The sequence below is a fragment of the Amycolatopsis sp. NPDC059235 genome (assembly GCF_042754125.1).
In the GTDB taxonomy this organism is placed as follows: domain Bacteria; phylum Actinomycetota; class Actinomycetes; order Mycobacteriales; family Pseudonocardiaceae; genus Amycolatopsis; species Amycolatopsis albidoflava.
In genome coordinates this window covers 138,411-163,562 of sequence record NZ_JBHZAG010000002.1, presented here as the reverse complement: position 1 = coordinate 163,562, position 25,152 = coordinate 138,411, and the positions used below count along the sequence as shown (strand labels likewise).

The window sequence follows — 25,152 nt, the reverse complement described above, 5'->3', positions numbered from 1 at the left end:
ATGGCCCCCGGCGACGTCCAGGAACCGACCGAAGAGCTGTGGATCCGCGTCAAGTCCGATTGGCTGTCGCGGCACGCCGGATGGCTCGACGCGATCTGGCCGCTGGACAGCGAATCCGACGCGCGGGAGCTGGGCGACGCCTGGGACCGCCTGCGCGACGCGCTGAACACGCTGCACGATCAGGCCGGTCCGCACGTCGAGAGCCTGCACGACACCTGGACCGACCTCGCGGGCGTTTCCGCGTACAACGCCTTGCACCGCTTCCTCGACGGTTCGTCCGGCGGCGAGGGGCTGGCCCAGCTCGCCGGGCACTGCCACGAACTGGCCGAGGCCTGCCGGAAGTACGCGAAGGACCTCGCGGACATCAAAGGCGAGATCGTCGCGGACATCCTGATCAACGTCGCGCTGTTCGCCCTGTCCACGTTGATCGCCGGTCCGGCGGGCGAGGCTTTTTTCGCGGCGAGGCTCGGCGCCCAGATCGCGGCCAAGGTCGCCGCGGCCGTCGAGAAGATCGCCGCGGCCAGCCGGGCGACGCGGCTGGGTCTGGGCGCGCTCAAATTCGGCGGCGAGCTGGCGCTGAACGTCGGGCGCGGTGCCGTCGGCGGCGGGGTCGGCAACCTGCTGGGCCAGGAGTTCAGCTCGTGGCGCGGGTACGGGGACGTCGACCTCGGCAAGGTCAAGAACGCGGTCGAAGCGGGCGCGATCGGCGGGGCGCTCGGGCACGCGGCGAACCGGACGGTGGGAAAGGCCGTTTCCGACACCGCGGCCAAAGGCCTGGGAAAACTGCCGAAACTGTCCGAGGACACCGCGAAGCAGCTCGGCTCGGTCGCCGGCGCGAGCGTGTCCGGAGCGATCACTGGCGCCGGTACGAACTACATCCTCGATCGCCCCATGGACGAGGGCGCGATCGCCGGCGCCGCGCGGGGCGGAATGCACGCGCTCGGGGCGAACGGCATGAAGAACACCTACGAGCGCGTGACCGGGGAGCAGCATCCGACCATCCGCGACCTCATCCGGTCCCACTTGCCGACGCCGCCCGACGGCGGTCCCCCGAACACCCCGATGCCGCCCCCTGACCACGGCTCCCCCGCTCCGTCCGGCGGGGAGGCGCGCGGTTCCGCCGAGCAGGCCGGCCCGTCGCAGCACACCGAGGTGCACAGCTCCGCCGAACATCAGGCGTCGGCGCAGCCCGCCGAAGTGCGAGCCACCGGTACAGACGGCGTTCATTCCGGCGCGGGGCTGGCCCCGCGAGTCGACGCCGGGTCGTCCGGGGCGGAGGTGACGAACCTGGTCCGGTCGCCGTCTTCGGCGCCTGCGCAGCTGCCTGCGCGGACCGCTACCCTCACGCCGCATTCGCCCACGAGCGGAGCACCGCCGGCGCGGTCTGGGGAGGGGCCCGCGCCGGCGCCGGTCAAGGACGCTGGGGCGAGCGGTGGTGCGAAGAGTTCGCCTTCGGGCAAGGACGGGGCTGCTGCGCCGGAGAAGTCTGAGCCCGCACAGGAGGATTCGGCCGCTTCCGGTGCTTCGGAAGAGGGGCGCGGACAGTCGTCTGCTGATGCGTCGGAGTCCAAGTCGGGGAAGGTGATCGACCTCGACTCGCGGCGGAATCCGGACTCAGCTGCGGGACACAAGGCGGTCGAGGCGGAGGGGGTGAACAAGGGTCCGGAGACCCCGCCGGACGATCCGCCGGGGTCGGTTCAGCGGCCGGAGGGGCCGTCCGGCTCGGGCCAGAACCAGGGGGAGGCGGCGCGGACGTCCGACCCTGGCACCCGACCGGCACGAACCGCCGCTGCCCACACCGAGCCCACGCCGCTGCGGACGACCCCATCGGCCGAAACCGGCACCCGGCCGACCGGGGGCCGGGCCACCGCGACCCACAACGAATCCACACCGTCCCGGACGACCCGCGAGCGGGACACCGCGACCCGAACTGCCCTGCCGCACAACGAATCCGCGCCACAACGCACCGCCGCGACGCCCGATAACGGTGCCCGGCCGACGAAAACCGCCTCCGCGACCCACCCCGAACCCGCGCCGCAACGCTCCACCGCCTCGCCGGACACCGCTGCCCGACCGACGAAACCCGCCTCCGCGACCCACACCGAACCCACGCCGCAACGCTCCGCCGCCTCGCCGGACAGCGGTGCCCGGCCGACAAAAACCGCCACCCACTCCGAACCCGCGCCGCCGAAAGCGGCCGAGGGGCGCGACGAGGCCAAACCGGCGACCGAGCTCAAGGACTTCCGGCCGAAGGAGACGTTCGCCGGGCGGGCCAAGAGGGTTCTGCTGTCCGAGCCCGAGGCGAAGCTGGCGGAACTCTCCGAGCGCGCCGCCTACGCGCGCGACCGCGGCGTCGGCTGGCTCGGCGATCAGCTGCTCGGTTCGCTCGGCGGCCATCCCGCCGGGCCGAAGCCGGGCGATCGGTGGTTCGCCCTCGAGAGCCGCCGCACCGAGGCCGAACTCGCTGAGGTCCTCGGCCGGCTGCGCGGGCTCGGGTACTCGCTGCCGGACCTGGCCGAGCAGGGCGTGGCGTCCCGGCATCTCGCGCTCGCCGACCGGATGGCGCACCGGGAACTCAGCGAGTCCGAACTCAAGCAAGCGCTCCTGGCACGAACCAACCTGTCCGCCGCGGAAGGACATCCGGCGCGCTCGGCGTTCGACGAAGTGCTGTCGAGGACCGGCGACCTCCTCGCCGAGGCCAAAGGGCTGGAGGCCAAAGCCCACGAAGCGATAGCCCAGCCTCCCGAACCGCGCCCGGAGCCGGTGACCTTCACGGTGCTGCACGGCGACGGCGAGGAGTCGAGCACGCGAGCCGCGTTGCGGTCGGTTCCCGTCGTCACCGGGGCGAGCGAAGCGCTGGCTGGCGGGAACCGGCCGGCAGGCACCCGGGCACCGGAGGCGGTCGGAGCGCACTTGCCGGACGGCGAGGCACCGGTTTCTCCGGACCGGGCTCGGGCGCTCCCCGATCTGTGGGACAACTACCACGCACAGGCTCGTGTCGGCGGGCTCTCCGCGCACCTGACGCTCCTCCACGACGCCGAAACCGGGAACCTCGACGCTGCCGGACGCCGGGACTTCCGGCTGGCGGTAAGCGACTGGCTCGCCGACACGCCGACGCCGGAAGGAAGCGGGCTCCGCGCACAGTTCCGCGCCGCTTTCGACCAGCTAGCGCACCCGAGCACCGGCCCGCACTCGCCGTCCGCCACGCCGGAACCGGCCCGAACCGAGCCGACGCTCCCCCGGGCGCGGCTCGGACAGACGGTGAGCTTCGCCGAAAGCCTGCTCGGCCCGGTCGTCGGACCGGCACCCGCGACCGTGACGGATCCGGTGCGGCCGTCGATCGGATTCCCCACGCGGCCTCCGGTGCGGACGGAACCGTTCCCGCACGTCGGCGATCCGCGCCCGCATCGGGTGGGCGACCCGGCACCGGTCCGCGTCGGCGATCCGCGCCCAGGCTCCGTCGCCGATCCGCGCCCAGGACCAGCTGTTCCCGGCGACCCGCTCCGCACCGGCGACGTCACCGCCGCCCCGATCCCGCAACTCCCGCTGGACTTCCCCGGCCGCACCGACCCGTCCGTCCCGGAGGTGCGCTACCCCAGCCCCGACGTACTGGAGGTGCCGCCCGCAGTCCCCGCCACTTTCCCCTACCCCGCCGAGAAAACCCCCGCGCGGCCGGTCCGCGAGCGCACCGAGGTCGTACCGCTGCGGCACGACTATCCCGGCGAGACGAAACCGCCGCCGCCGGTTCCGGACGAGGACGCCGACGAGCGTTTCGACCTTCCGCGCGAGGTCCGCGAGCAGCTCACCGAGCAGGAACTCGCCGACGTGTGGGCGCTGGTCCGCGCCACCGGCGCGCGTCCCGGCGACCTGCTCCGCTGGATCGTCGACAAGGTGCTCTACGACCGGGTGCGCAAACCGGGCCGCGGGCTGCCGCACCAGGACGCGAGTCTCGCGGACAAGCTCCGGTTCCTCGCCGTCGAGCGGGAAGCGGACCGCCTCCTTGTCGGCGACCGCCTCGCGGAACTCGTCGGCAGGCCGCAGGCGCGCGTCCAGGTCGTCGAGCAGGAGGAAAGCCCCGCCGACGGCGCCGCGGGCATCTACCTGCGCTACGGCGTCCTCACCACGCTGTCCTTCGCCTACGCCGAGTTCGCCAAGCGGCGAGACCTGCTGGACCGCATCGAGGCGCAGCTCGCGCTCGCGAAGTCCGCGGCGGCCGACAGCCCGGAACTCGCCGAACGAGCGTACGAACTGGCGTTGAAGCTGGTCCAGGAATACCTGGATCTGGTCGGCCCTGACCTGGGTTTCCTCCACGCGCTGAGCCTGTCCGACGACGCGGAGCGAGCCGCGCTCGGCTTCGGCGGTGCGACGGATTTCCAGCCGCGCGGGCAGGTCCACGATCACGGCGAAACCATCGGGCTGGCCGAGTTCTCCTTCTCCCACGCCGACGGCGGACGACGGAACGTCGTCGTGGCCCGGTTGCGCAGTCCCGGCTCCGCCGACCGCGAACGGCTGGTCAAAAACGCCCGGCGTTACCTGCGGAACCAGCGGTCCGGCGGGAAGAAGCCATACCTCGTCCTCAGCCGCGAATGGCGCAATGTCGGCGAAGCGGATCTCGCCGAACTCACGGACAGTTTGCGGAAAATGGGCTTCGCCGCCGTCCTGTACAGCGACGCGACCCGGCCTGCCGAGGAACCGCGGGTCACCGCGCTGCACCTCGACGACGCAGTGCGCGCCGAATCGGCCGCCGCGCCGGCACGTTCGGACAAACCCTGGCTGGGCAAGGTTTTCTCGGAACTGTGGAAAGCCGCCGGGACCAACGGACAGCCTGGCTTGCGGCAGATCGCCCAGCTGCCCGCGAAGGACGCCGTCGACGTCCTGTCTTTGCTGCTCCGGCCCGACAGCACGCCCGCGGCGAGAGATACGCATTTCGCCGCACTGGGGCGGGAACTGGCGCGGGTGCCGGAAGAGCAGCGTCAAGCACTGCGGGACAAGCTGCAGTGGCTCGGGGAATGGATCGACGGACGGCCGCCCTGGAAACAGGCCTACGAGGACGCGCAAGGACTGTGGACCGCGTCCGCGCTGTTCGCCGCGCTCAGCGCCGGAGTGTCCATTAAGGACATTCGGCAGTTCGCGCCGGATTTCGGGCCGCTGCACGCGAGCCCGGACGAGGAGGTCGCAGCGGCGGCGGTGCTGGCCGAGCTGGCCCTTCACTGGCACGGGCTGGGCGATCTGTGGCAGCCCGGGGTCTTCGAAGCACCGGTCAGGCCGGACGGCGAGCCGGCGGCCTTCCCGGATTTCCCCGTGCGGGACGCGACTTCGACCGGTCCGGACTATCACGTGGTCGTCGCGCGGGCGGACAGTCTCGACGAGCGCGAGACGATCTTCGCCCGGCTGCGGCGGAATCTGGCCGCGAACGGCGCGCACCCCCAGTTCGTCGTGCTCACCGGCGAGGTGACGGCCGCGGACCCCGAAACGCTGCGCGAACTGTCCCAGCAGCTGCTTGCCGAGGGCTTCGACGCGGTCGCGGTCCACCGCCCCGGCTCGGCGTTCGACATCCTCGCCGCGCGGACGAATCTCCTCACCAGCCTGACCGCGCACGCCGTCGGCCCGTCCCGGCCGACGATCGCCCCGGGACTCGCCGAATGGCTCTCCGGCAAAGCGGCGGCCAGGCACCAAGAACACGTCCGCCTCGCCGAACAGGCACAACGCTCGGTCGAAGGGGCCGAACACTCCCCCGCCGTTCCTCAGCCGCCCAACGCCGTCCAGCCCAGTGCCAGTCAACCCAGTGCCACCCAACCCAGCGCCGTCCGGCCCGAAGCAGAAGCGCAACCAGCGCCGCCGCTCACCGGCGCCATCGAGATCCACACTCCGCTCAGCACCATCCGCGCCGCCCGCCAGCGGCCGACCGCCGAGGACATCGCCCGCCGGATGCTGCCCGCCGCGGCCGTCGCGGCTGGTGTGCGCGTCGTAGAGCACGGCCCGTTCCCCCGGCCGTCGGACGACACCGTGTTCCTCAGCCAATCCGGCACCGTGTTCGCCTTTCAGGTCGTCTCCACCCCGAACCTCGGCTACTCCGCGCGGAACCCGATCACCTTCCAGGTTTTCCGGGAGCCGACGGCCGGGCAGCCGCTGCCGCTGGTCGTCCTCCGGCTTCCCGACTGGCTCGCCCCGGACCTCGCCGTCCTCCCGATGGCCCACGCGATGGCCGCGGGCGCGGCATTGCTCGCGGCGCACCGGCGCGGCGACCCGGTTTCCCTCCCGGATCAGCACTTCTGGCACGACCGGTTCCCCGGCGCCGCCCCGAGGCCGACGCCCGCCGACCTCGGCTACGTCGCTCAGGTCGCCGCGCTCGGCGCGGAACTCGACCGGGACGGGACGCGGCGGCGCGACCGGCGGCGGATGCGCGAACACCTGTCGCGGCTGCTGTCCTACCTCGGCCTGGCCGCGGACGATCCCCACGCCGGCGTCCGCCGCTCCGCGCTGGACGCCGTCCGCACGGAAGGCATCGAGCGCGCGCTGACTGTGGCCGACCGATACCGCCCGGCCAAGGCGGTCGAGGGCTACCGCGTCACCCACTGGCCCGTCGCAGACCCCGCCGTCGAGATCGGCCACCGCCTCCCGGTGGACACCCCGGCGCGCCGCTTCGACCGTGCGGCGGCGGTCGAAGCCGCGATCCGCGCGCAGGTCGGCAAGGCCGCCGAACGGACCGGAATCCTGCTGGAGCCGGCCGGCCCCGATCTCCGCTACGACGTGTTCCACGACGGCAGGCACCTCTTCACCGCGGCGTTCCACGTGCTGCCGGGCACCACGCTCGAATCGACCGGGGTTTCCGTGCACCCGGGCGCCCGGGTGCTGTCGGGCTACCTCCCGGCCCGGCTCCGGCCCCGTGACGTCGAGGAAATCGTCCGCGCGGCGCTCGCCTTCGGCACGCGCTACTTCCGTACCGCGACCTGCGCCCCGGGAACGCTCCGCCCCGACACCGACGCGGACCGCTTGCCGGAGAGCCCGGCCGACCGGGCGCTGGAAGCCCGGCTCGAAGTGCTCGGCGACCGGATCACCACGACTCCGGCCTGGCGGCTGCGGCACCGGCAGCAGTTGCTCTCTCAGTTGCGCAGCCTGCTCGAACACGCGGGACTGGAAAAGCAGCTGCCGGACTACGCCTACCGCGTCGCCGCCCTCGGAGCCCACGCGCGCGCTGTCGTGGACACCTTCGCCGTCGAGCGGAAGGACACCGCTTACCCGACCACCGCGTTCACCATCAAGACCACAGTCATGTTCGAGCAGCCCGCCACCGTCGCGATGACTGTCGCGCTTTCGATGTCCGGCTTCGCGAGCGGCCACCCGGGAAACGGCATCGGCTATCTCGTGTACGGCGCGGCGTCCGCGGTGCTGGGCGCGGCGATGACCCGGCGCTACGACATCGCCAGCGACAAACAGGCCGCGCTGAAGAAGAAGTACGACGAGATCCGCGCGAACATCGACCGCGGCCGCGATCGGCACGAACTGGTCAACAGCTGGCACGAAGCGAACTTCGGCACCCCGCTGCTGAGCACCGGCGTGCCGGCGCCGGCGCAGCTCGAAAGCGACGCGCCCGACATCGCACTGCCGCTGCGCACCCGGATCGTCCGGTTCAGCACCCCGCCGCTGGTCGCGCTGGGAACAGCCGCCGCGGTCGGGTTCCCGCTGGACATCGCGACCGGCTCGTTCTTCGCGCTCGTGGCGACCGGCGTGGGCACCGCTGTGTTCCGTCCGCTCGCCGAGGGCTACACCCGGCGGCGGCGCAAGGGTGCCGAGCTCGCGGCGCACGACGCGATCCGGCGCGAACTGCACGAGTACGACCTCGAAGACGCGAAGGAGCTGTACCGGCAACTGGTGCACGCCCGCGCGGCGATCGCAAGCCTGCTGGCCGAGGGCGTGATCCCTGATGCCGCACTGGCCGAACTGTCCCCGCCGCCCGCCGAACGCGCCGCGGTGGATTTCGCGGAGCACGTCACGGGTTCGAAGCTGATGGACGCCGTCGCGAGCTTCCTGCCTTACCTGCCCGACCTGTACAAGATCACCCACCCGACTCTCCAGCCGCTCAAGGCCCTTCTCGACCACTTCACGCCGCTGCAGATCCTGGCCGCCGTGGACCTCGCCAAACTCGGGGTCGCGGGCTGGATCTCCGCGCTGGCGGACAACCACCTCGCAGTGGGCGAGGTCAACAACAAGCTCACCCGGATCGCGATGCGGATGCGCGCCGAACGGGAAACCCAGCTGCCGAGGAAAATCCGGGACCGAGACCTGCTGTTGCGGGACCTCGTGGGCGAAGCGCTCGTCGCGGTGGGAACCGCGCGGCCGGGCGCGAATTCGTCCACAGTGGAGCGTGCGCTCGCGGAAATTCGATCGAAGCCGCCGCTGCTGCCGAAGCCGGTCTCTCGCAAGGCCGCTGTTTCCCGGCTGCGGTACTTGGCGGTCATCACCGCCAAATCGTTCACCGTGGGCGGGTTCACGGTCGGCTTGAGCGTGCTCGCCGGAGTCCCCGCCACGTCCGTGTGGGGCGCTGTCGCCGCGGGCGTCGCCGGGCTGTTGGCAGTCGTCGGCAAGCCGTACTACCGGATCCGCGAGATCCTGACCGACGACCGCGCGGGCACCCCGGTCGAGCAGCAGAGCGACCGCGACGCGGTGGCCAACGGGCACGTGCTCGGGCTCCTGCTGAAGACCGCCGGACGAGAGCAAGGCGAACAGCCGGCGCTTCCCGCCGTGACGCCGCTTTCCGAATTCGAGCCGCTCACTTTCGACGACGAGAGCCTGCGATCCGGCGAATGGGCGACGGAACTCCGGGAGAAGCTGGACGCCCTGGACCGTGCGGTCGAGGCCGAACTGGGGCACTGGGGCTTCCGCCCGACACTGGAGCGTCGCCAGGCCTTGCTGCGCGACGATCTGCCGCGCCTTTCCGCGAGGGCAAGGGCGCAGCTGACCAGCTACGAAGGCAGCGAGCACGGCTTCCTCGCCAACCACTTGGACGCGACGCTGCGCGAGTACTTGCGCACTGGTGAGGGAGATTTCGCGACGCAGGTGGCGGAGGTCCTGCGGCAGCACGAAACCGCCGACGCGGAACTGCTCCACGGGCTGATTTCCGTTGTGCGGCAGTACCAAGGCACCGGCACGCTCGCCGAGCGACTGGGAGATCTGGTCCGAGAGCACAACCGCAGCCGCCAGCTCGCCGACCGGGTGACGGAGCTGCTGAACTCGAGGCCCCGGGACGAGGAAATCGCCGCGCACGTCAACCTCCTGGCGCACTGGCACGACACCAGCGGCGACGGCCGGCTCGCCCGGCAGGCCCGCGACCTGCTGCGGCAGCCCGAGCGGCTGCCCGGCGAACTGCGGCGGCTGCTGCTCCCGTTCGAGCACGACCGCACGCGGGCCGCCCGGCTGGGCGTCGCCGCGATCCGGGAACTCAACGAACTCCTCGACGAGTACCAGGCCGCCAGCGACCCGATGCGGTTCACGCGGCTCGAACCCCCGGCCGCCGAACTGCCCGAACCGGATTACCGAAGCCCCGGGCAGCTGCTCGCCGACCGTCTCGGCGCCCGGCCGGACCCGGCCCGGACGGTGCTGGGACTGCGCTTCCTCGCCGGTGTCGTTCCCGAAGACTGGGCGGAGCAGGCACGGACCTGGACCGCCGAACAGCTCGCCGAGGCGAGGAAGGCGGTGGAACTGGCGGTCTGGTCCGGGAAGAAGAACGGGAAGTACACGCTGCCCGCGGTCACCGCCGACACCGCGCCCGCCGCCGTGCTCGAAGCGTTGCTGCGCGAAGAAGTCCCGCTGCTGCGGGAAATCAACCCGAACTACCGCTCGGCCCGGCTCGACCGCTACCGGTACCGGTCGAACTGCGTGTCCGCCACGAGCGCACTCTTCCACCGGATGGCGGGCTGGGACACCACCGCGGCGCCCGCCGGACCGGAGCCGGAAACGCTGGCCGCGCTCTGGCAGCGGCTCGGCGGAACGTGGGAAGCGCACGGCAGCGAGTACGACCGGCTCATCGCCGCGCTCACCGGCCGCAAGGGCCTGGTGGCCGCGGTCGCCGTCCGCTCGCTCAACGACGACGGCACCGTCGCCCGGCACGTGAGCGCGGTGATCGTCAGCGAGCGCACCGGCGTGCCGATCTTCGCCGACCCGATGGCCGGATCCGCCACGAAGCTGCCTGCCCGGGCGTTGGAGATCCACCTGCTCCCGGTCGATCTCGCCGCGCTGCGGTCGACGGAACCGGTCGCCCTGCCGCCGGCCGGACTCCACCGCGTCCGGCCGGCCGAACGGACCGAGGGCTACCACGGGAAACGGCTGCGCGCGGTCTACGACGTGCTGCGGCAATCACCGCAGTTCGCGGGGAAGAACCTCCCGCCGCTGCCCGCCGAACAGCAGAGCCCGCCCGTCCACGTCCTGACCCATCCGGTGTTCCACCTTTGGCGGCGATCGCCGCTCGCGCGCGCGACCCGGACGCACTCCCTGCCCGCGATCGACGCCGGCACCGTGTCGAAGTCGCAGGCGGCGCGTTTCGTGCGAGAGGCGCAGCCCGGCTACGACCGGCCGGACCCGAACGCCTACGGCGCCGCCTGGAACCGTGCCGGACGAGTGGACCAGAGCTACCTCGCGTACTGGTTCGGCGGATTCTGGTTCCACAGCCACGATTCCTACGACAGCGTGATCATCGCGATGGCGGAACGGCCGCTCGGCGCCAGGGCGCTCCTGCACATCGTCACGACGGACCGTCTCGACAACGAATACCACCAGCTCGGCTGGGTCGCCCACGGCCGCTACGGCATCGCGTTCTTCGACCGGCTGCGAGGAAAGCTGCTGCGCCTGCCCGAATATCCGGCCCGGCTGGCCTTGCTGCCGTTCACCGACGCCTTCCTGCCGTGGCCCGACGCGCCGCCGGAGTACCAGCCCGCGGCGGGCAAGTTGTACGTGCCGGACGCCCCGGTGCCGACTCCGGGCGTCGATCTCCGGCGTCCGTACCAAGAACCGCCCGCGACGCCCGCGCCCGGTCCGATGTGGACACCCGGGCACCGGGACCTCGCCCGGGATCCTCTGCTGTCCGGAGTGGACGAAGGACGCGGCATCAAGTTTTCGACGCCCGGACCGCGCCGTCCGCTCCGGCCGCCGATGCGCCAGGCCCCGCACCCCGCCGGACCGCCTTCGGACGCCGCGAAACCGGCGCGCTACGGCCCGTACCACCGGTTGGAAAGCCGCAGCCAATCCCCGGAAACGGCCAAACTGATCGAAGAGTCGAACGAGGTCTGGGGCAGGACGCCCCGGCACGGCAGCAATCCGGCGGTACAGGCGTGGAACGGCCCGCTGCCCTCGAACCGGCGCGGAGTCGAGTTCTACACCGACGTCAAGCCGCACTTCTACGGCGTCAAGGCGTCCGGGCTGCGGGAATGGCGGGCGGACCAAGGGATCCACGTGGACGACGAGTTCGCGAAGCTGGACGTCGTGGTCACCAAGAACACGCAGGTCGAGGCCGCCCCGGAGCCGGCGGAGAACGTCATCCTCGCCGAGGCGGTGGCGGAGGTCGCAGCCCGCGGCCCGGAGGCGGTCCTGCGCGAGGACGCTCTCGCGCCGCCGCCCAGGCCGCTCGAACCGACTCCGGCCCAGGCCCAGACCCTCGACTCGATCCGGGAGAACGTCGGCGCTCCCCTGCCCGCCGGACCGCCCGTCGCCGATCTCGCCCGGTGGCTTGCGGGCGAAACCGGCGGCGCCGCAGGACCCGGCTCCGTCCGGTTCGACCGGGTCTCCTGGATCTACCAGGCGCTGGAGGTGCTGCGGCGGGACGGCCCGGCCCGGATCACCGGCGTCGAGGACGGATTCGCCGCTCCCGGGCCCACCGGGCACCGCGAACTCCGGGTCTCCCTGCTCCTGCCCGACGGACGTCCCGCCGAACTCCGGCTCGGGCTGACCGCGATCGACGCAGTGGCCGGGACAGCACGTGCGCTCGGCAATTTCGCCCGTGCCGTCGAGGAAACACAGCCGAGCACCCCGCAGGACGAGGCCGTCGCGGCGGTCCTGCGGCGGCGCCAGCGCGAGCTGTTCGACGCAGCCCTGCGCCGCGGCCTGCCCGCACCGCCTCCCGACCCGGAGTCCTTTGTGGACCCGGACGAAGCGGTGCTGGCCGCCGCCGAGATAGCCGGTCACGTCGAGTTCGGCGACAACCTCGCCAGTGCCAACGAAACCCACTGGCTCACCTACGCGGACGGTTCGCAAGCCATCTACAAGCCCGCCTCGGGCGAGTCTCGGTCGTTGGCCGTGCCGATTCCCCATGGCGGGCAAGGATTCCGGGAGAACGCGATGTACCGCCTGGCCCGAGCAGCCGGGTCGAACGTCGTGCCGGTCACCGCGCACATCGACGGCCCGCGCGGGCCCGGTTCCGCACAGCGCCGGATCGAGGGGCTCTCGCGCGCGCTGGACGTCTCGGCCTATCCGCGCGTGCAGCAGCAGGAGATGGCGTACCTGGGCTATGTCGGGGCCAGCTCCGATTGCAAGGCGCTGTCGAAGGACGGTCAGGTCGTCGCGATCGACAACGGGCAGAATTTCCCGGACTACGCCGACGATCTCATCGGGATCAACTCCCCGTTCGTGGCGGCCTGGCTGGACCGGCCGCTCGACGCGGAGGTGCTGGCGCGGATCCGGGCTATCGATCCCGGGTGGCTGGTGCGGATGCTGCGGGCGAGCGGGATGAGCGAGCACGCGGCCGACGACGCCCGGGACCGGCACGAGGAAGTCCAGCGGCTCGGCCGGATCGGCGGGCAGCAGTGGACCGGCCGGATCTGGAACGGTCCCGGCGGATTGGCGAGGGATTACCGGTGACAGACCAAGGAGCAGTGTTGGAAGCCTCGGAAGCCGCGGCAAGGGTCGACCAGTGGCTGCGCACCGGCACGCCCGTCGACCTGACCGCCGGCGAGCACGCCGTGCGCGTTGACCGCGAGCACGTGCTGCGCGTGCCCGAGGGCTGGTACGTGCCCTACGACTCGGCCCGCGCGCTGGACACCGGCGACTGGCTCGCGTCCCTGGTCCCGCAGCCCGCGCTCGTCGTGCGCGAGGACGGCGCGCTGCGGCAGCCCGACCTCAGCCCCGAGGGGCGGCTGCCGAGTTCGCCAGTGGCGGCGGGCGGCGAGAGCGACTGGCGCGAAGTCCTGGAACCCGAGTTCGAACGCAGCGGCGTCGCCTACCTCGGCGTTCCGGAGGAAGCCATCCTCGCCTGGCGCGAATACGTCGACGGCGAGCCGACCGGCGAGATCCGGGTCAACCCCGGGTACCGGCAGGGACCGGAACGGCTCGGGTACCCGCCGACGGACACGCCGCTGGAGTACCTGCTCGGCTGCGCGGGAACCGGCCGCTACGACCGGTCCCGCTACCTGGCCGGGCTGCTGAACGCCGAGGTGCTCGTGCCGCTCGACCCCGGCCGCGGGCTGCCGCTGGAGCAGCAGTGGGAGGACGAGCGGACGATCCTGCGGGTGTACAGCTCCCGGCGCAGGCTGCCGGTCGGCACGGCGCAGTGGCTTCGCGCGGACGTGCTGTCGATCCTCGAAGACTTCCCCGGCGCCGGTCTGCTGATCAACCCGGGATCGTTCCCGACCGACCGGCTCACCGCCGCGGACTTGGCTCAGGCACGCGGCGAGTGGCCGCAGTTGCGTCCCGCTCCGCGCGTCGTGGAGGTCTCGCCGGAGCTCTCGGCGCAGGTGGCCGAGACTGCCCGGCTGGTCGGCGAGCGGTTCGGGTTGACGCAACCGCTGGCCGGGCTGTCCGAGGCAGTCGCGAAAGCCCGCGCGGCCGGGTTCGAGCTGTCCGAAGCGGAGTGTGAACGGTTCGTCGTCGGCCGGGCTTGGGAGCGGCACAACGGCGTCGGTCCCGGCGACCTCGACGCGCTGCCGGGACAGGAGTGGCCCGCGGACCTCGCCGCCAACGGGCTGACCACCGGTTACGACTCCCTCGGCCGCGTTCGCCCGCATGCCACGGGTTCGGGCAAGTTCTTCCGGCAGGACGCGGACGGCGTCGGGTTCCAGTGGCATCGCATCGCGGGCGCGTTCGTCGGGTTCGCGCTCGGGGAATCGCTCGGGCTGCCCGTGGACCGGTCGCCCGTCGCCGAGTTCGACGGGGAACCGGCCGAGCGGATCGGCCCGCTTACCGAACAGTTGCTGTTCCACACTGACGGACTGCTGCGGGGGCTTCCTGACCTGCGGGAGACCGGTGCCCGCGCCCAACGTCGTTGGCAGGAACCGGAAACCGTCGACGGCTGGCTGACTCGGGTCGAGGAATTGAGCTCTCGGGTTCCGGTCGCGCCGGATGACGTCAGCTTCCTCGTCCCGGGCCTCGCCGCCGCGTTGTGCGGAGGTGGACCGGAGACCGACGAACACACCGCGGCCGAAGCGGGCCGGCTCCTCGCCGCGGGCGCCGGTGCCGACGGTCCTGCCGCCGACGCGGCCGCAGTGGTCGCCGAACTGTTCGCGCGGTTGTTCCGGCGGGCCGACCCGGTGTTGCCCCCGCATGCGCACGTCGAACAGATGCTGGCGTCGGGGTCGGTGCCCGGCCCGGTCGCCGAGGCGTTGGCGCACGCCGCCCGGGCGCGGGTCGAGCTGATCCGGGCCGACCACGAGGAACTGGACGCGCTCGGCTCCGGGCACACTGCCCCGGACGCGCTCGGCCGGAGCATGACGGCGGTCTTCCGCCGGTTCTTCGACCCGCGGTGGACTTTGGTGTCGGCGATCCGCCACTCCGGCCGCAGCGCGATCACCGGCGCACTGGCCGGCGCGGTGCTCGGCGCGCGGTACGGAATCCCCGGGCTGCCCGCCGAGTGGCTGGACCGGCTTGCGTCGCGCGATCTGGTGGAAACCGTGGCGGGCGACGCGTTCTGGCACTTCTCCGCGCACCCGCCGCAGGCCGATCCCCGGTACGCCGCGCAGTGGGAAGCCCGCTATCCCAGGGAAACCCGCTGAGCCGGTGCCCCGCTCACTGGGCGTCCAGCCAGTCGACGATGTCCTCCGCCTCCGACAGGCTGAACCAGCCGGAGATCTGCGCCCTGCCGCCGGGCATCGCCTGCTGGATGTAGGGCGCGATGATCACCTCTGCGCCCACCACGATCGCGATCGTCTTGCCGACGTTCTTCGCGGTCAGCTCCGCCCACTTGGCGGAACCGTCCGGAGTGAACGTCACCTCGACCGCGAATCCGGTGTTCCCTTGCGCTTCGCCAAGGCCCGCCGACTTGATCGCCGAGCCGTCGAGGACCGCCGGGCCGAGCAGGTACCTGACACCGCCCGACCGGGCGCAGGTCACCAGCGGCAGGTCGGCGTCGTCCTCGCCGGTCAGCGGATCGGGGCGGGTCGATCCGCAGGCGAAACTCCGGAGCGTCCGCTGCTGCACGGCGGGATCGGTGCTCTGCCGGTCCCGCTCGCGCGGCGGCGTGCCGGTGGACGCGCCCTCCGCCGTGCCGAGGACGGGCCGGAACCGCAGTTGCTTCGCCGGGCTGGACGCCCGCACCAGATCGAGGAACGTGGGAGCGCCCGTCGACGGGCTGGCCTCGGGCCGCGGGCCCGCGCCGCACCCGGCCAGTCCGAGTACCGCGATCCCCAGCACGGCCAGCCGCGAAATCCGCTGTCCGGCACGACGTTCCGGCATGACACCCCCAGGCTCATGATCGTTGCCGCGCCAGCTTAGGCCGTCACCCGGACACAGTGGGCCGCATCGCCGACGCCGGATCGAGGCCGGGTCCTTCCGGCAGCCGGGCCACGAGTCCGCCGGGCAGCCGCACCGGCGCGGCCGACGGGTAGCCGAGCGTCTTCGCGACGTCCGGCCGGGCCAGCGGATAGCGCCGGCCCAGGTCGGTGACCAGGGTGAGCGTGCCCGACGCGGCCTGCGCGGACGGCATCGCCTCGACGAGCACCGCCGAGCCCGGCGGCACGTAGACGCGATCAGCCAGCGGCGTGCCTGCGGCGGACCGGCCCGCGGTGGACAGCAGCTGGTTTTCCGGCGGCAGTTCCGGGCCGACGATCAGCTGCGGAGCGCTCGCGCCGGGAGCGTAGACCGCGCACAGCGTGGCGTCCTGATCGGACAGCCGGGCGACCTGCGGACGGGCGACCGGCGCGGCGTCCGCGGTGGCCGGGACCGGGTCCAGCTGACGGGCTGCGGCGGCTTCGGCCGGAGCGAGCGGAAGTGCGCGGGGCTGGGCGCCGGAGTAGGCGGCGCGGGCGAGCTGAGCGTCGGCCAGCTCGATTTGGTACTGCAGCTCGGTGATCGGGCGGAGCGCGTCCGGCTCGGCCGCGTAGTACTGCTGCCCGCCGCCCGCGGTGTGCACGACCAGCAGCGAGCCGGTCACCACGTCGGATCGCCCGGGGACAGCGGTCGACGGACGGCCCGCCTGTGCGGCCGGGAGCGGCCCGATCGGCGCGCCTTCGGGCACCACGTCCAGCCAGGCCTGTCCCGCGCGAGCCCACGACGCGGTGGTCAGCGCGAGCCCGGTGCCGACCGTGCCGTAGTCGGTGATCTTGTGCCGGTAGCCGTGCCAGAGCAGGTAGCGGTCCCCCGTCGACACGAGTTGCACCGGCAGCGCGGCGTCGGCCAATCCGGTCCCGCCGCCCGGTTCGGCCCCGGCCAGCAGGACCGATTCCTGGATCGCGCTCCCGGCGTTGTCGCGGGCCGGAGTCGAGCACAGCGACCACGATCCGGTCCGCAGGCGGTCCGGGCCGGGCAGCGCGTCCGGCGCGTCCGGGATCCCGATCCGCGGCCCGCGCGGGACTCCGGCCAGCGAATTCCCGGACACCTGCTCGGTCGCCGCGTGCTGGCCGAGCGCCAGCAGCGCGGAGGTGTAGTTCGCGACCGGGTACAGCCGCCCGTTCTGGAAGACGTACCGCGTGCCGGTCTCCTTCTCCACGATCACCGCGGCCTGGCCGCGCCAGGAATCGTTGCCGCCCGGCACGATCATCCCGTAGACGCCGACGCAGGCCAGCGACACGATCGCCAGCGCGATGCCCGCGAACGCGGCGGCTCCGGAGCGGCGGAAAGGAGGCTGTTCCGGATCGGTCTCGCGGGTGACCAGCGCGGAAATCGCGCGCTGGACGAGGAATTGGTAAGCCTGGAGCTGATCGCGTTTCGACGCCACGGCCCTCAGCCCCCCAGCCCGCGCACGTAGCCGTACAACCCGAGCACCCAGCACGCGATCGGCACCAGCGAGCACACCAGGAGGATTTCGGAGTACTCCGCGAACCGGCCGAGATACGGGTTCGGCGCGCGGGTGCTGAACAGGAGCCCGGCCGCGACGACGGCCGCCGCGACCACGAGCAGGATCGCCCCGGAGGACACCAGCGGCATCGCCGGCCCGGAGCCCGGTCCCGTCGCGAGCGCCGCGACCCCGGCCATTCCGGCCGCCAGCAACGGGATTCGCTGCCGGAGCGTCGGATACAGCCTGGCCCGCACCAGGAATCCGGCGGAGACCACCGCGACCAGCGTCACCGAAGCCGCGCTGCCGTCGTGCACGAGCAGCACTTCGCAGCACACCACCACCGCGGCCGCGCCGGCCAGCATCCCGGTGAGCAGGCCGTCCGCGCGGGCCACCGCGGCGTGCACGCGGTCGATCGGCGGCTGCGGATCGTCCCGCACCAGGTCCGCGGTCGAACGCGGAAGGACCGGCATCGGCACCTTGCCGAGCCGCAGCGCGAGCGGGGCGAACACAATGGACAGTGCCAGCAGTCCGGCGGCGAGCGCGGCCGCCGCCTGGTACGCCGCGAAATCGCCGCTCGCGCCGACGAAACCGCCGACCAGGGCGAAGATTCCGGCGGTGGCCGCGCCCGCGAACCACGACTGGGCCGCAGCGACGCCGAGGTAGCCCGCCACGGCCGCCAGCGTCAGCGCGACCCCCGCGAGCATCACCTGCCCCGGCGCGAGGTCGGTCAGCGCGTGCGTCCCGGCCGGCAGCAATCCGCCGCCGAGAAAAGCGAACGGCAGCGCGGCGGCGGCGAGCACCGCGCCCGCCCCCGCGTCACCGGCCGCCCGGGCGAGAACGACGCCAGCGACCAGCAGCAGTCCGGCGACCGCGAGCGCCCACACCGCCGGACCGGTCCACGGCGCACCGGCGCGGAGCACCGTGACCAGTCCTAACAGGACAGTCGCACCGCCCGCGGCCAGGCCCGCCGCGCGCGTGTGCCGCGGCCCCCACGCCCGGCCGAGCCCGCTGGCGCCGGTCGCGATCGCGTCCACCACGTCGTCGTACTCCGCTTCCGGCCACTCGGCTCTGGCCGGAAGCAGATGCAGCACCTCGCCGTCGCGCACCCGGTGCCCGGCGAGCGTGCGGCCGAGGTCGAACCGCGCCCCGTCGGGACGGCGCAGCTGCCAGCCACCGCCCGCCGCGCCGTCGTCGGCCAGCCCCTCGCCCGCGCGGGCGAGCAGGCCCGGCAGCAGCTCCGCGACGCTCGCGTGCTCCGGGAGCGCCATGTCGATCCGTCGTTTCGGGGCGGCGACCGTGACTCTGATCAAGCCGGCTGTCTGCATGCGCTCACCTTTCTCCGGGAACCGCCGTCGCGGGGAGCCGAGGCAGGAACCTGCCGTTGATCCGGTCGGCTTGCTGTATGTCCACAAAGGACTTTCGGCCACGGCAATACCCTTGCCCCATCGGTGTTTCCGGGGCAAGGGCAGGCCAACGGGTCGCGCTCAGGCACGCACTCCGCGAAGGGCGGTTTCGAGCCGGGCGGCGAAGTCCAGGACGGTGTCCGCGCGCGATTGCCATCCGGACGAGACGACGCGGTGCAGCGTACGCACCACCAGAACCGCGCCGCCGGATCCCGGGGTGATCATCAGCAGGCGATCGACGTCCCAGCTCTGGTGGGAAGTGCCGCTCGGCAGCGTTTTCGTCTGGCCCGCGCGGGTGCTCGACAGGCGGTTGGCGGCTTCGAGCAGCTCCGCGTCGGCGTTCAGCCGGTTCGCGACCGCCGGGTCGCCCTCGAACGGGGCGAGTCCCCGGCCGCCGGGCGCGCCGAGCGAAACCCGCATCGGGTCCGGCAGGCGCAGCGGCACCGCGTAGACCAGCGCGCCCAGGCCGAGCGCCCGCCGCACCGCGGTGCGGCCGCTCATGACCGCGGCGCGGAGCTCGAACGGACGGGGCTGCTGAGCGTCGAGATAGACGAAGCAGTCGGTCGGCGCGGGCATGCCGCTGAAGCGTTCGCGCGGCGGCAGAAGACTGCCTGCCGGGACGCCGGTGCTGTTGCCCGGCAAGCTCATCGACGCCGGGGCGGCGGCGAGGCCGAGTTCCTTCTGGACGGTCGCGGCGACATCCGCGGCGACCGTGGCGGGCTCGGCACGACGGCCGGTCCACAAGGCGGCGGGCATCAGAATTCCCCCTTCGATTTCAGGCCGGGCGCGCGGACCCGCTCAGCAGCTCGCGATTTTCAGGCCGGGCGCGCGGACCTGCTCAGCTCGTCGAAACGCGCTGAAGCGGCTTGCAATTCGGATTGGAAGCGGCCCGGCCGCAACTGCGCGAGTTCCTGCCAGCTGTCCACCGCCGCGCGCGCCTTGGCCAGCGCGTCCTGTCCGCGGGCGGCCAGCTCGTCGCGTTCGGCGTCGAACTGCTGCGCCTGCCGGAGCACGGCCTGCGAGCGGTCCTCGACCGGTGCCGGCGCGGCTGCTTCCGCCCGGGCGACGCGGCGCTTGCGGATCGTCATGCTGAGCCAGCCGACGCCGAAGATGATCAGGCCGGTGAGGATGGGCTTGGCGAGAATGTGCCAGATGTCCATGGGTGGTTCCTTGTCCGTTCCAGGCGGCGCCGGGCCGCCGAAGCTGCGGTGACGGGATCGAAACTAGGCAGCGGCGGATGAGGTTTCGATGACACGCGCCCGCGAGGCAGGAACCTGCCCGGGCGTTGCGCCGGACAGGCCCGCACAGGGGAGAATGGGAGCCATGAGCATCGGGGTGGGCGAGGAGCGGCTGCTCGCCGAAGGACCGGTCGCCAAGGTCTACGCGGGCCGGCTGGCGGGCGAGGACGTGGCGGTCAAGGTGTTCGACGGCGTCCTCGACCGCGACACGACGGCGCGGTTCGACCGGGAACGCAAGGCGCTCGCCGCCGTGCGCGGCGAACGGGCGATCCTGCCGGTCGACGAGGTGGGCGAACTCTCGGGCGGCCGGCTCGGCGTGCGGATGGAGCTGTGCCAGCGGTCGCTGGCGCACCTGCTCGACGGACAGTTGCCGGTGCGCGACGTACTCGCCGTCGGCTGGACCGTCTCGGCCGCACTGGCGGCGGCGCATCAGGTCGGCGTCGTGCACGGCGGGGTGACGCCGCACAACGTGTTGCTGCGCCGTTCGGGGGAACTCGCGCTCGCCGATTTCGGGCTCGCCTTGCGCCGCCGTTTCCCGCGCGACCCCCTGCACGCGGTGGACTACGCCGCCCCGGAAACGCTGCGCGACGACGCCCTCTCCGAAGCAAGCGACCTGTACGGCCTCGGCGCGGTGCTCTACACGGCGCTCACCGGCTCGTCGCCGTTCCCGCGCCACACCGGGCAGCAGCGCGCCGAACGGATCCTGCAGGTGTTCCGCGACCCCGTGCCGCCGATCCGGGTGCCCGGGACACCGCCCGCGCTGGCCGACCTGATCGGCCGGCTGCTGGCCAAGGACCCGGCGGACCGCCCGCAGGACCCGGCCGCGGCGGCGGAGACACTGGAGCGGCTGTACCGGGCCAGCGCTGCTCCGGCCGAGGTGGAATTCGACGATTTCGCGGGGCAGGGGCAGCAGGGCGGCTTCGGCGGGATGGCCGCGCAGCCACGCGGGTTCGGCGGGGCGCCGCAACCGGGCGGGTGGCTTGGTGCCGCGTCGGGGGCTGGGGGTTTCGCCACGCCGCAGCAGGCCGGTTGGCCCGCCGCCGCACAGCAGCCCGGCAATTTCGCCGCGCCGCAACAGCAACCCAGCGCTCCGGGCGGCACACCACCGCAATCCAGCGAGTGGCCTGTCACTGCCCAACTGCCCGGGCCCGTCGCACCACAGCAACCAGACGGCGGTGCCACCGCCGCACCGCAGCCTGGCGGTTGGCGCGGCCCCGCCCAGCAGCCGAGCGGTTTCGCCGCGTCGCAGCACCAAGCTAACGGTTCGAGCGGCGTTCCCCAGCAACCCGCCCACGTCTCCGGCGCACCACACCAACCCGCCGACCGGTCCAACCCCGCCCAGCAATCAGGTGCCTTCGCCGCACCGGGGCACGATCCCGGCGGTGCGGGCGGAGCTCTTCAACAGCCCGGCAGCCAGCAAAGCCCCGTCGCGCACCTGCCCGGAACCGGCCACGCACCACACCAACCCGCCGGCTGGGCCAACCCCGCCCAGCAACCGAGCGCCACACCCCAGCAACCCCACGTCCCAAGCGGCGCTCCGCACCAGCCCGCCAACTTCTCCACTGCACCCGCACCGACCCCCGGCCGAACCCTCCTCCACACCTTCGACGACACCAAAGAACCCCGCCGGGACCGGAAGCTGCCGAAGATCACCTGGTGGCCCGCCCTCGCCGCCGGGCTGGTCGCCGCGGTCGGTGCGCTCATCGCGGTCCCGATGCTGACCTCGAAACAAGACCCCCGCCCCGCGCTCCCCCTCCCGAACGCGCCGTCCTCGGGGCAGCTCCCGCCCGCCGAACGGCCCGCCGCCCCGGACGTGCATCTCGCCCTGGCCGCGCCCGCCGATCTCGGCACGCAGATCAAGCTCGCCTGGACCGCCGAGGGGAATTTGGACTTCGCGGTCGTCGTGGGCGCCGAGCGCATCCCGCCGATGGTCCTCGTGGCCAACCGCAATCGCACGATGTCGGTCCCGGTCGACCCGGCGCGCAAGTACTGCTTCCAGATCCGCGCGACGGACGGCAACCACGTCTACGAAACTCCCCCGGTGCCGATTCGCGGCGCCGTCTGCACTTCCTGACCGCACCGTCCTAAGCGGACCGCCGGAACAACGGACGAGGATCGAATACCGCGCGCACCCGCTTCAGCCAAGGACGTCCGGCCAGCGCCCGGCGCAGTTCCCGGATCTCCATCCACGCCACCCCCACCGCGCTCTCCGACGGCGGGAACCGCGACCACAGCGCCGAATCCATCACGCCGGACAGCCGCAGCACCGGCTCGCCCACCCGCTCCCCCAGCGCCGACCCGGCCGATTCCGCCAGATCCCGGGGCGTCATCCCCACTCGGTAAGCGACTCCGTGTGCGCGCAGCCGGTCCCGCGCTTCCGCCCACGCACCGAAAATCGCGTCTTTGCCCAGGCGGCGACGTCGGCGTCTGGTCCGGAGAAGCTTCGCCAACGGCACCGCGACCAGCCCGCACAGCAGCACCACGGGCACCACCGCCGCGGCGATCCACCACGGCCAGCTGGCCGATCCGGAGACGGAGGCGGCGGCTTCCGGTTTGCCACCCGGCGGCGCGACCGGCGGCTGGAGCTTTTCCAGCGGCGGCAACTGCGACTGGGCCCGCCCGGCCGCGCCTGCCAGACCGGACGACTTCGCGGACGTGGTCGCGGACTTCGTCGGGTCCAGCGGCACCCAGCCGACCCCGGCGACCGCCACCTCCGGCCACGCCAGCGCGTCTCCGGCGTGCACGACGTGCTCCCCGGCGGTGTCCGCGCCGCGGTAGCCGACCACGAGCCGCGCGGGAATGCCGGTGATCCGGGCCAAAGCCACGTACGCGGCGGCGAACTGTTCGCTCGTCCCCCGTTTCGAGACGGTCAGGAACTGCCGCAGCTGCGGCCAGGAAGCCCCGGTCGGCAGGTCGTCGCCGACCGCGAGCTGATAGTTCTGCTGGAGAAATCGCTGCAGTTGCAACGCGGATTGGAACGTCGGGCGCAGACCGTGCACCGCTGTCCAGGCGAGCCGGGCGACGTCGTCGGGCACCGCGCCGACACCGCTGAGGCCGCCCGGCGCGTCCGCGTCCACCGGCGCGGTGGCCAGGGATTTCGCGTCCGCCTCCGGTGCCGACCAGGTCATCCGGTAGTCGGTCTGCCCGCCCGGGGAGGCCGACAACAGCACGCCCGCGCCGGGGTCCACGAGCGGCGCGGCACCGGTCACGCTGGTCAAGCCGGGCTGGCTCGGCAGCCACGGCCCGGACAGCGGCGGCACGCTCAGCTCCGCCGAGGCCTCCGGCGCGCCGGGAATACCGTCCAGTCTCTGGCCGAGCCGCCGCAGCTTCGGTTCCGCCGACCAGCCCGCGCCGTCGAACCCGTTCAGCACGACCAGCCGCCATCGGTCGACCGGAGCCGTGCTTCGGTAGCTGAACACCGGGCGCGCCGGATCGGCCAGCTGCCCGGCGATCTCGTCGAGCGGGTTGCTCACCGGAGTTTGCGGAGGCGGCACCGGATGGCCGTCCGCGAGCCGGAACGGCTCCCGCCCCGCCGGGTCGAGCCCGCCGAAAGCGACTGCTCCGGCGGCGATCGCGACCACCAGCGGGAGCACCGCCAACGCCGCTGAGCCGGACGGCCGCCGCAGCCGCAGCGACCCGCCTCCAGAACGCGCCGCCCACAGCATCAGTCCGGCAGGCGCGAAATATGCGACGGCGGCGTACAGCGCGGCGAAACCGGTCAGCGCCTGATACGCCTGCGCAAGACCCGCGACCGCCAGGCTCGGCAGGAGCGCCACGAGCGGCATTCGCAGGCGCAGCAACAGTTCCAGCCCGAGCACGACGGCAAGCAGCACCGCCAGCGGCACGAACAGCAACTGCCCGGGGTCCGGTCGCGCGGGCCAGGTCGATTGCAGTGTCTGCAGCCAGCTCTCGGTCAGCCCGTGGCTCAATCCCTGAAGCGAGGCACCCGTAGGCAACCCGGAGAGAGTGGTCGAAAACAGCGTCGTCTCAACGATTCCGAGCAATCCGGCGACCAGCACGACCAGCGGACGCCACGCTGCCAGCCGCGGCAGGCGAAGGCACAGCTCGGCACTCGCGTAGCCGAGCGCCGCGACTACGAGCACCGGCAGCAGCAGCGCCGACAACCCGAAAACCGGCGCGAACAACAGCCCGGCCACCGACGTGGCACCGAGCAGTCCGGTCACCGCCAACCGGGCGTTCACCCGTCGCCCCGGGCATTCCACTTCGCCGCCGCGTCCACGGCGTCCGTCGCGTCGATCGAGCCGGCGCGCACGCCCGGTTCGCGAACGCCCAGCCGGATAACGGTGTCCGGACGCCAGCGCAGCGCCGCCCCGAGATCGGCCTCCGGCCCGGTGACCACGACCAGTGCCCCGCCGGGCCGCGCGCCGGCCAGCCGCGCCGCGGGCAGCAGCAACGCATCGTCCGGGTCTTGCGCGGCCAGGCAGAGTTCGTCCAGCAGCAAGCGAGCCGTCGGAACGCCGGTCCCCACTGGGGTTTCGAGCCCGGACGACGTCAGCAGCCGGCAATGCTGGCCCGCCATCGCGGACGCGTACAGCAGCGACGCCACGACTTCGACCGCTTCCTCGAACACCTCCGGTCGCATCGCCTCCGACCGGGTGTCGAGCACCGCGGTGAGCCGCGATTGCGCCGGATCGGCGTAGTCGCGCACCATCAATCGTCCGGTCCGCGCGCTGGCTTTCCAGTGCAGGTGCCGGACTTCGTCGCCGAGCATGTATTCGCGCACGGCCAGCAGATCCGCGGAACCGCGCAGCGGCGGATCGGTGATCGGGCCGTCGTGGTGGTGGCGCGGATGTCCGGAAGCGGCCGGGCGCATCGGGTTCAGCCGCGGGTGCACCCACAGGCAAGCGGCGGCACCCAGCGTCCGGTCGGCGCGCGCGAACCCGAACGGATCCGACCGGTGCAGCACCAGCGGCCCGACCTCGAGCCTGCCGCGCACACTGGTCGGCAGCTCGTAGTGGTAAGTCGCCTCCGCGCCGGGCGCGAGCGCGCGAACCTGCACCTCGCGAACGTCCGCGCCGACGCAATCCTGCGCGGAGAATCCGCCGTGCCGTCGCTCGCTTTCGTTGCGCACCGCCAAAGTCGCCAGTGCCGGACGGCCGCGTTCGATGCGTTCCGGGTGCACGGACCGCGAAACCTCGGCCTTCGGCCGGGCCCGGGTCACGAGCACCGCGGCGACCACGGCGCCGGCCGCGATCCCGGCGAGCACGCGCAGCAGCGGGTATCCGGCCAGTTCGCCGAGCGCGTAGCCCAGCACAGCACCGGCGAGCGCCGCGATTCCGCGGCGGGTGAGCCGCACCGC

General features: G+C 72.8%; 10 protein-coding genes. 3 read left to right on the top strand and 7 right to left on the bottom strand.

Features of this window, described 5'->3' with window-relative positions; all coding sequences use genetic code 11:
• Entirely contained in the window at positions 1 to 12,846 is a 12,846-nt protein-coding gene (locus ACFXI3_RS01960) for a hypothetical protein (RefSeq protein ID WP_378397461.1), read from the top strand.
• Positions 12,847 to 12,860: 14 nt separating this feature from the next.
• The gene (locus ACFXI3_RS01955; RefSeq protein WP_378397573.1) at positions 12,861 to 14,972 is read left to right on the top strand and encodes a YrhB domain-containing protein; all 2,112 of its coding nucleotides are present in this window, start codon (positions 12,861 to 12,863) and stop codon (positions 14,970 to 14,972) included.
• A 13-nt stretch (positions 14,973 to 14,985) separates the two neighbouring features.
• Here ACFXI3_RS01955 and ACFXI3_RS01950 read toward each other — a convergent pair whose 3' ends face one another.
• The 5 genes from ACFXI3_RS01950 to ACFXI3_RS01930 all read right to left on the bottom strand — a co-directional run bounded on the left by ACFXI3_RS01950 (position 14,986) and on the right by ACFXI3_RS01930 (position 19,754).
• Positions 14,986 to 15,651 carry a precorrin-3B C(17)-methyltransferase gene (locus ACFXI3_RS01950; protein ID WP_378397460.1) on the bottom strand — a complete coding sequence of 222 codons (666 nt, stop codon included), beginning with the start codon at positions 15,649 to 15,651 and terminating at the stop codon, positions 14,986 to 14,988.
• A gap of 43 nt (positions 15,652 to 15,694) precedes the next feature.
• The gene (gene eccB / locus ACFXI3_RS01945) at positions 15,695 to 17,131 is read right to left on the bottom strand and encodes a type VII secretion protein EccB (protein WP_378397458.1); all 1,437 of its coding nucleotides are present in this window, start codon (positions 17,129 to 17,131) and stop codon (positions 15,695 to 15,697) included.
• Between the two features lie 5 nt (positions 17,132 to 17,136).
• The gene (gene eccD / locus ACFXI3_RS01940) at positions 17,137 to 18,516 is read right to left on the bottom strand and encodes a type VII secretion integral membrane protein EccD (RefSeq protein ID WP_378397457.1); all 1,380 of its coding nucleotides are present in this window, start codon (positions 18,514 to 18,516) and stop codon (positions 17,137 to 17,139) included.
• Positions 18,517 to 18,675: 159 nt separating this feature from the next.
• Positions 18,676 to 19,350, bottom strand: coding sequence for a hypothetical protein (locus tag ACFXI3_RS01935; protein WP_378397456.1), 675 nt, complete (start codon positions 19,348 to 19,350; stop codon positions 18,676 to 18,678).
• A 59-nt stretch (positions 19,351 to 19,409) separates the two neighbouring features.
• Positions 19,410 to 19,754, bottom strand: a complete 345-nt coding sequence (locus ACFXI3_RS01930) for a hypothetical protein (RefSeq protein ID WP_378397455.1) — start codon at positions 19,752 to 19,754, stop codon at positions 19,410 to 19,412.
• Between the two features lie 163 nt (positions 19,755 to 19,917).
• Between ACFXI3_RS01930 and ACFXI3_RS01925 the strand changes: the two genes are divergently transcribed.
• On the top strand, positions 19,918 to 21,906 hold the full coding sequence (locus ACFXI3_RS01925) for a protein kinase (RefSeq protein ID WP_378397454.1): 1,989 nt from the start codon (positions 19,918 to 19,920) through the stop codon (positions 21,904 to 21,906).
• Between the two features lie 10 nt (positions 21,907 to 21,916).
• On the opposite strand, the gene ACFXI3_RS01920 is transcribed toward ACFXI3_RS01925, so the two are convergent.
• Together ACFXI3_RS01920 and ACFXI3_RS01915 are read right to left on the bottom strand one after the other, a co-directional pair.
• Positions 21,917 to 24,034 carry a transglutaminaseTgpA domain-containing protein gene (locus tag ACFXI3_RS01920; RefSeq protein WP_378397453.1) on the bottom strand — a complete coding sequence of 706 codons (2,118 nt, stop codon included), beginning with the start codon at positions 24,032 to 24,034 and terminating at the stop codon, positions 21,917 to 21,919.
• A complete protein-coding gene (locus ACFXI3_RS01915) occupies positions 24,031 to 25,149 on the bottom strand; it encodes a DUF58 domain-containing protein (protein WP_378397452.1) in 1,119 nt (372 codons plus the stop codon). The genes ACFXI3_RS01920 and ACFXI3_RS01915 overlap by 4 nt, the downstream gene beginning before the upstream one ends.
• Positions 25,150 to 25,152: the final 3 nt, after the last annotated feature.

Excerpts from the sequence above, each read along its gene's own strand:
- ACFXI3_RS01960 (WP_378397461.1), top strand. The coding sequence starts at position 1 with ATGGCCCCCGGCGACGTCCAGGAACCGACCGAAGAGCTGTGGATCCGC.
- ACFXI3_RS01950 (WP_378397460.1), bottom strand. The coding sequence starts at position 15,651 with ATGCCGGAACGTCGTGCCGGACAGCGGATTTCGCGGCTGGCCGTGCTG.
- eccD (WP_378397457.1), bottom strand. The coding sequence starts at position 18,516 with ATGCAGACAGCCGGCTTGATCAGAGTCACGGTCGCCGCCCCGAAACGA.
- ACFXI3_RS01935 (WP_378397456.1), bottom strand. The coding sequence starts at position 19,350 with ATGCCCGCCGCCTTGTGGACCGGCCGTCGTGCCGAGCCCGCCACGGTC.
- ACFXI3_RS01930 (WP_378397455.1), bottom strand. The coding sequence starts at position 19,754 with ATGGACATCTGGCACATTCTCGCCAAGCCCATCCTCACCGGCCTGATC.
- ACFXI3_RS01925 (WP_378397454.1), top strand. The coding sequence starts at position 19,918 with ATGAGCATCGGGGTGGGCGAGGAGCGGCTGCTCGCCGAAGGACCGGTC.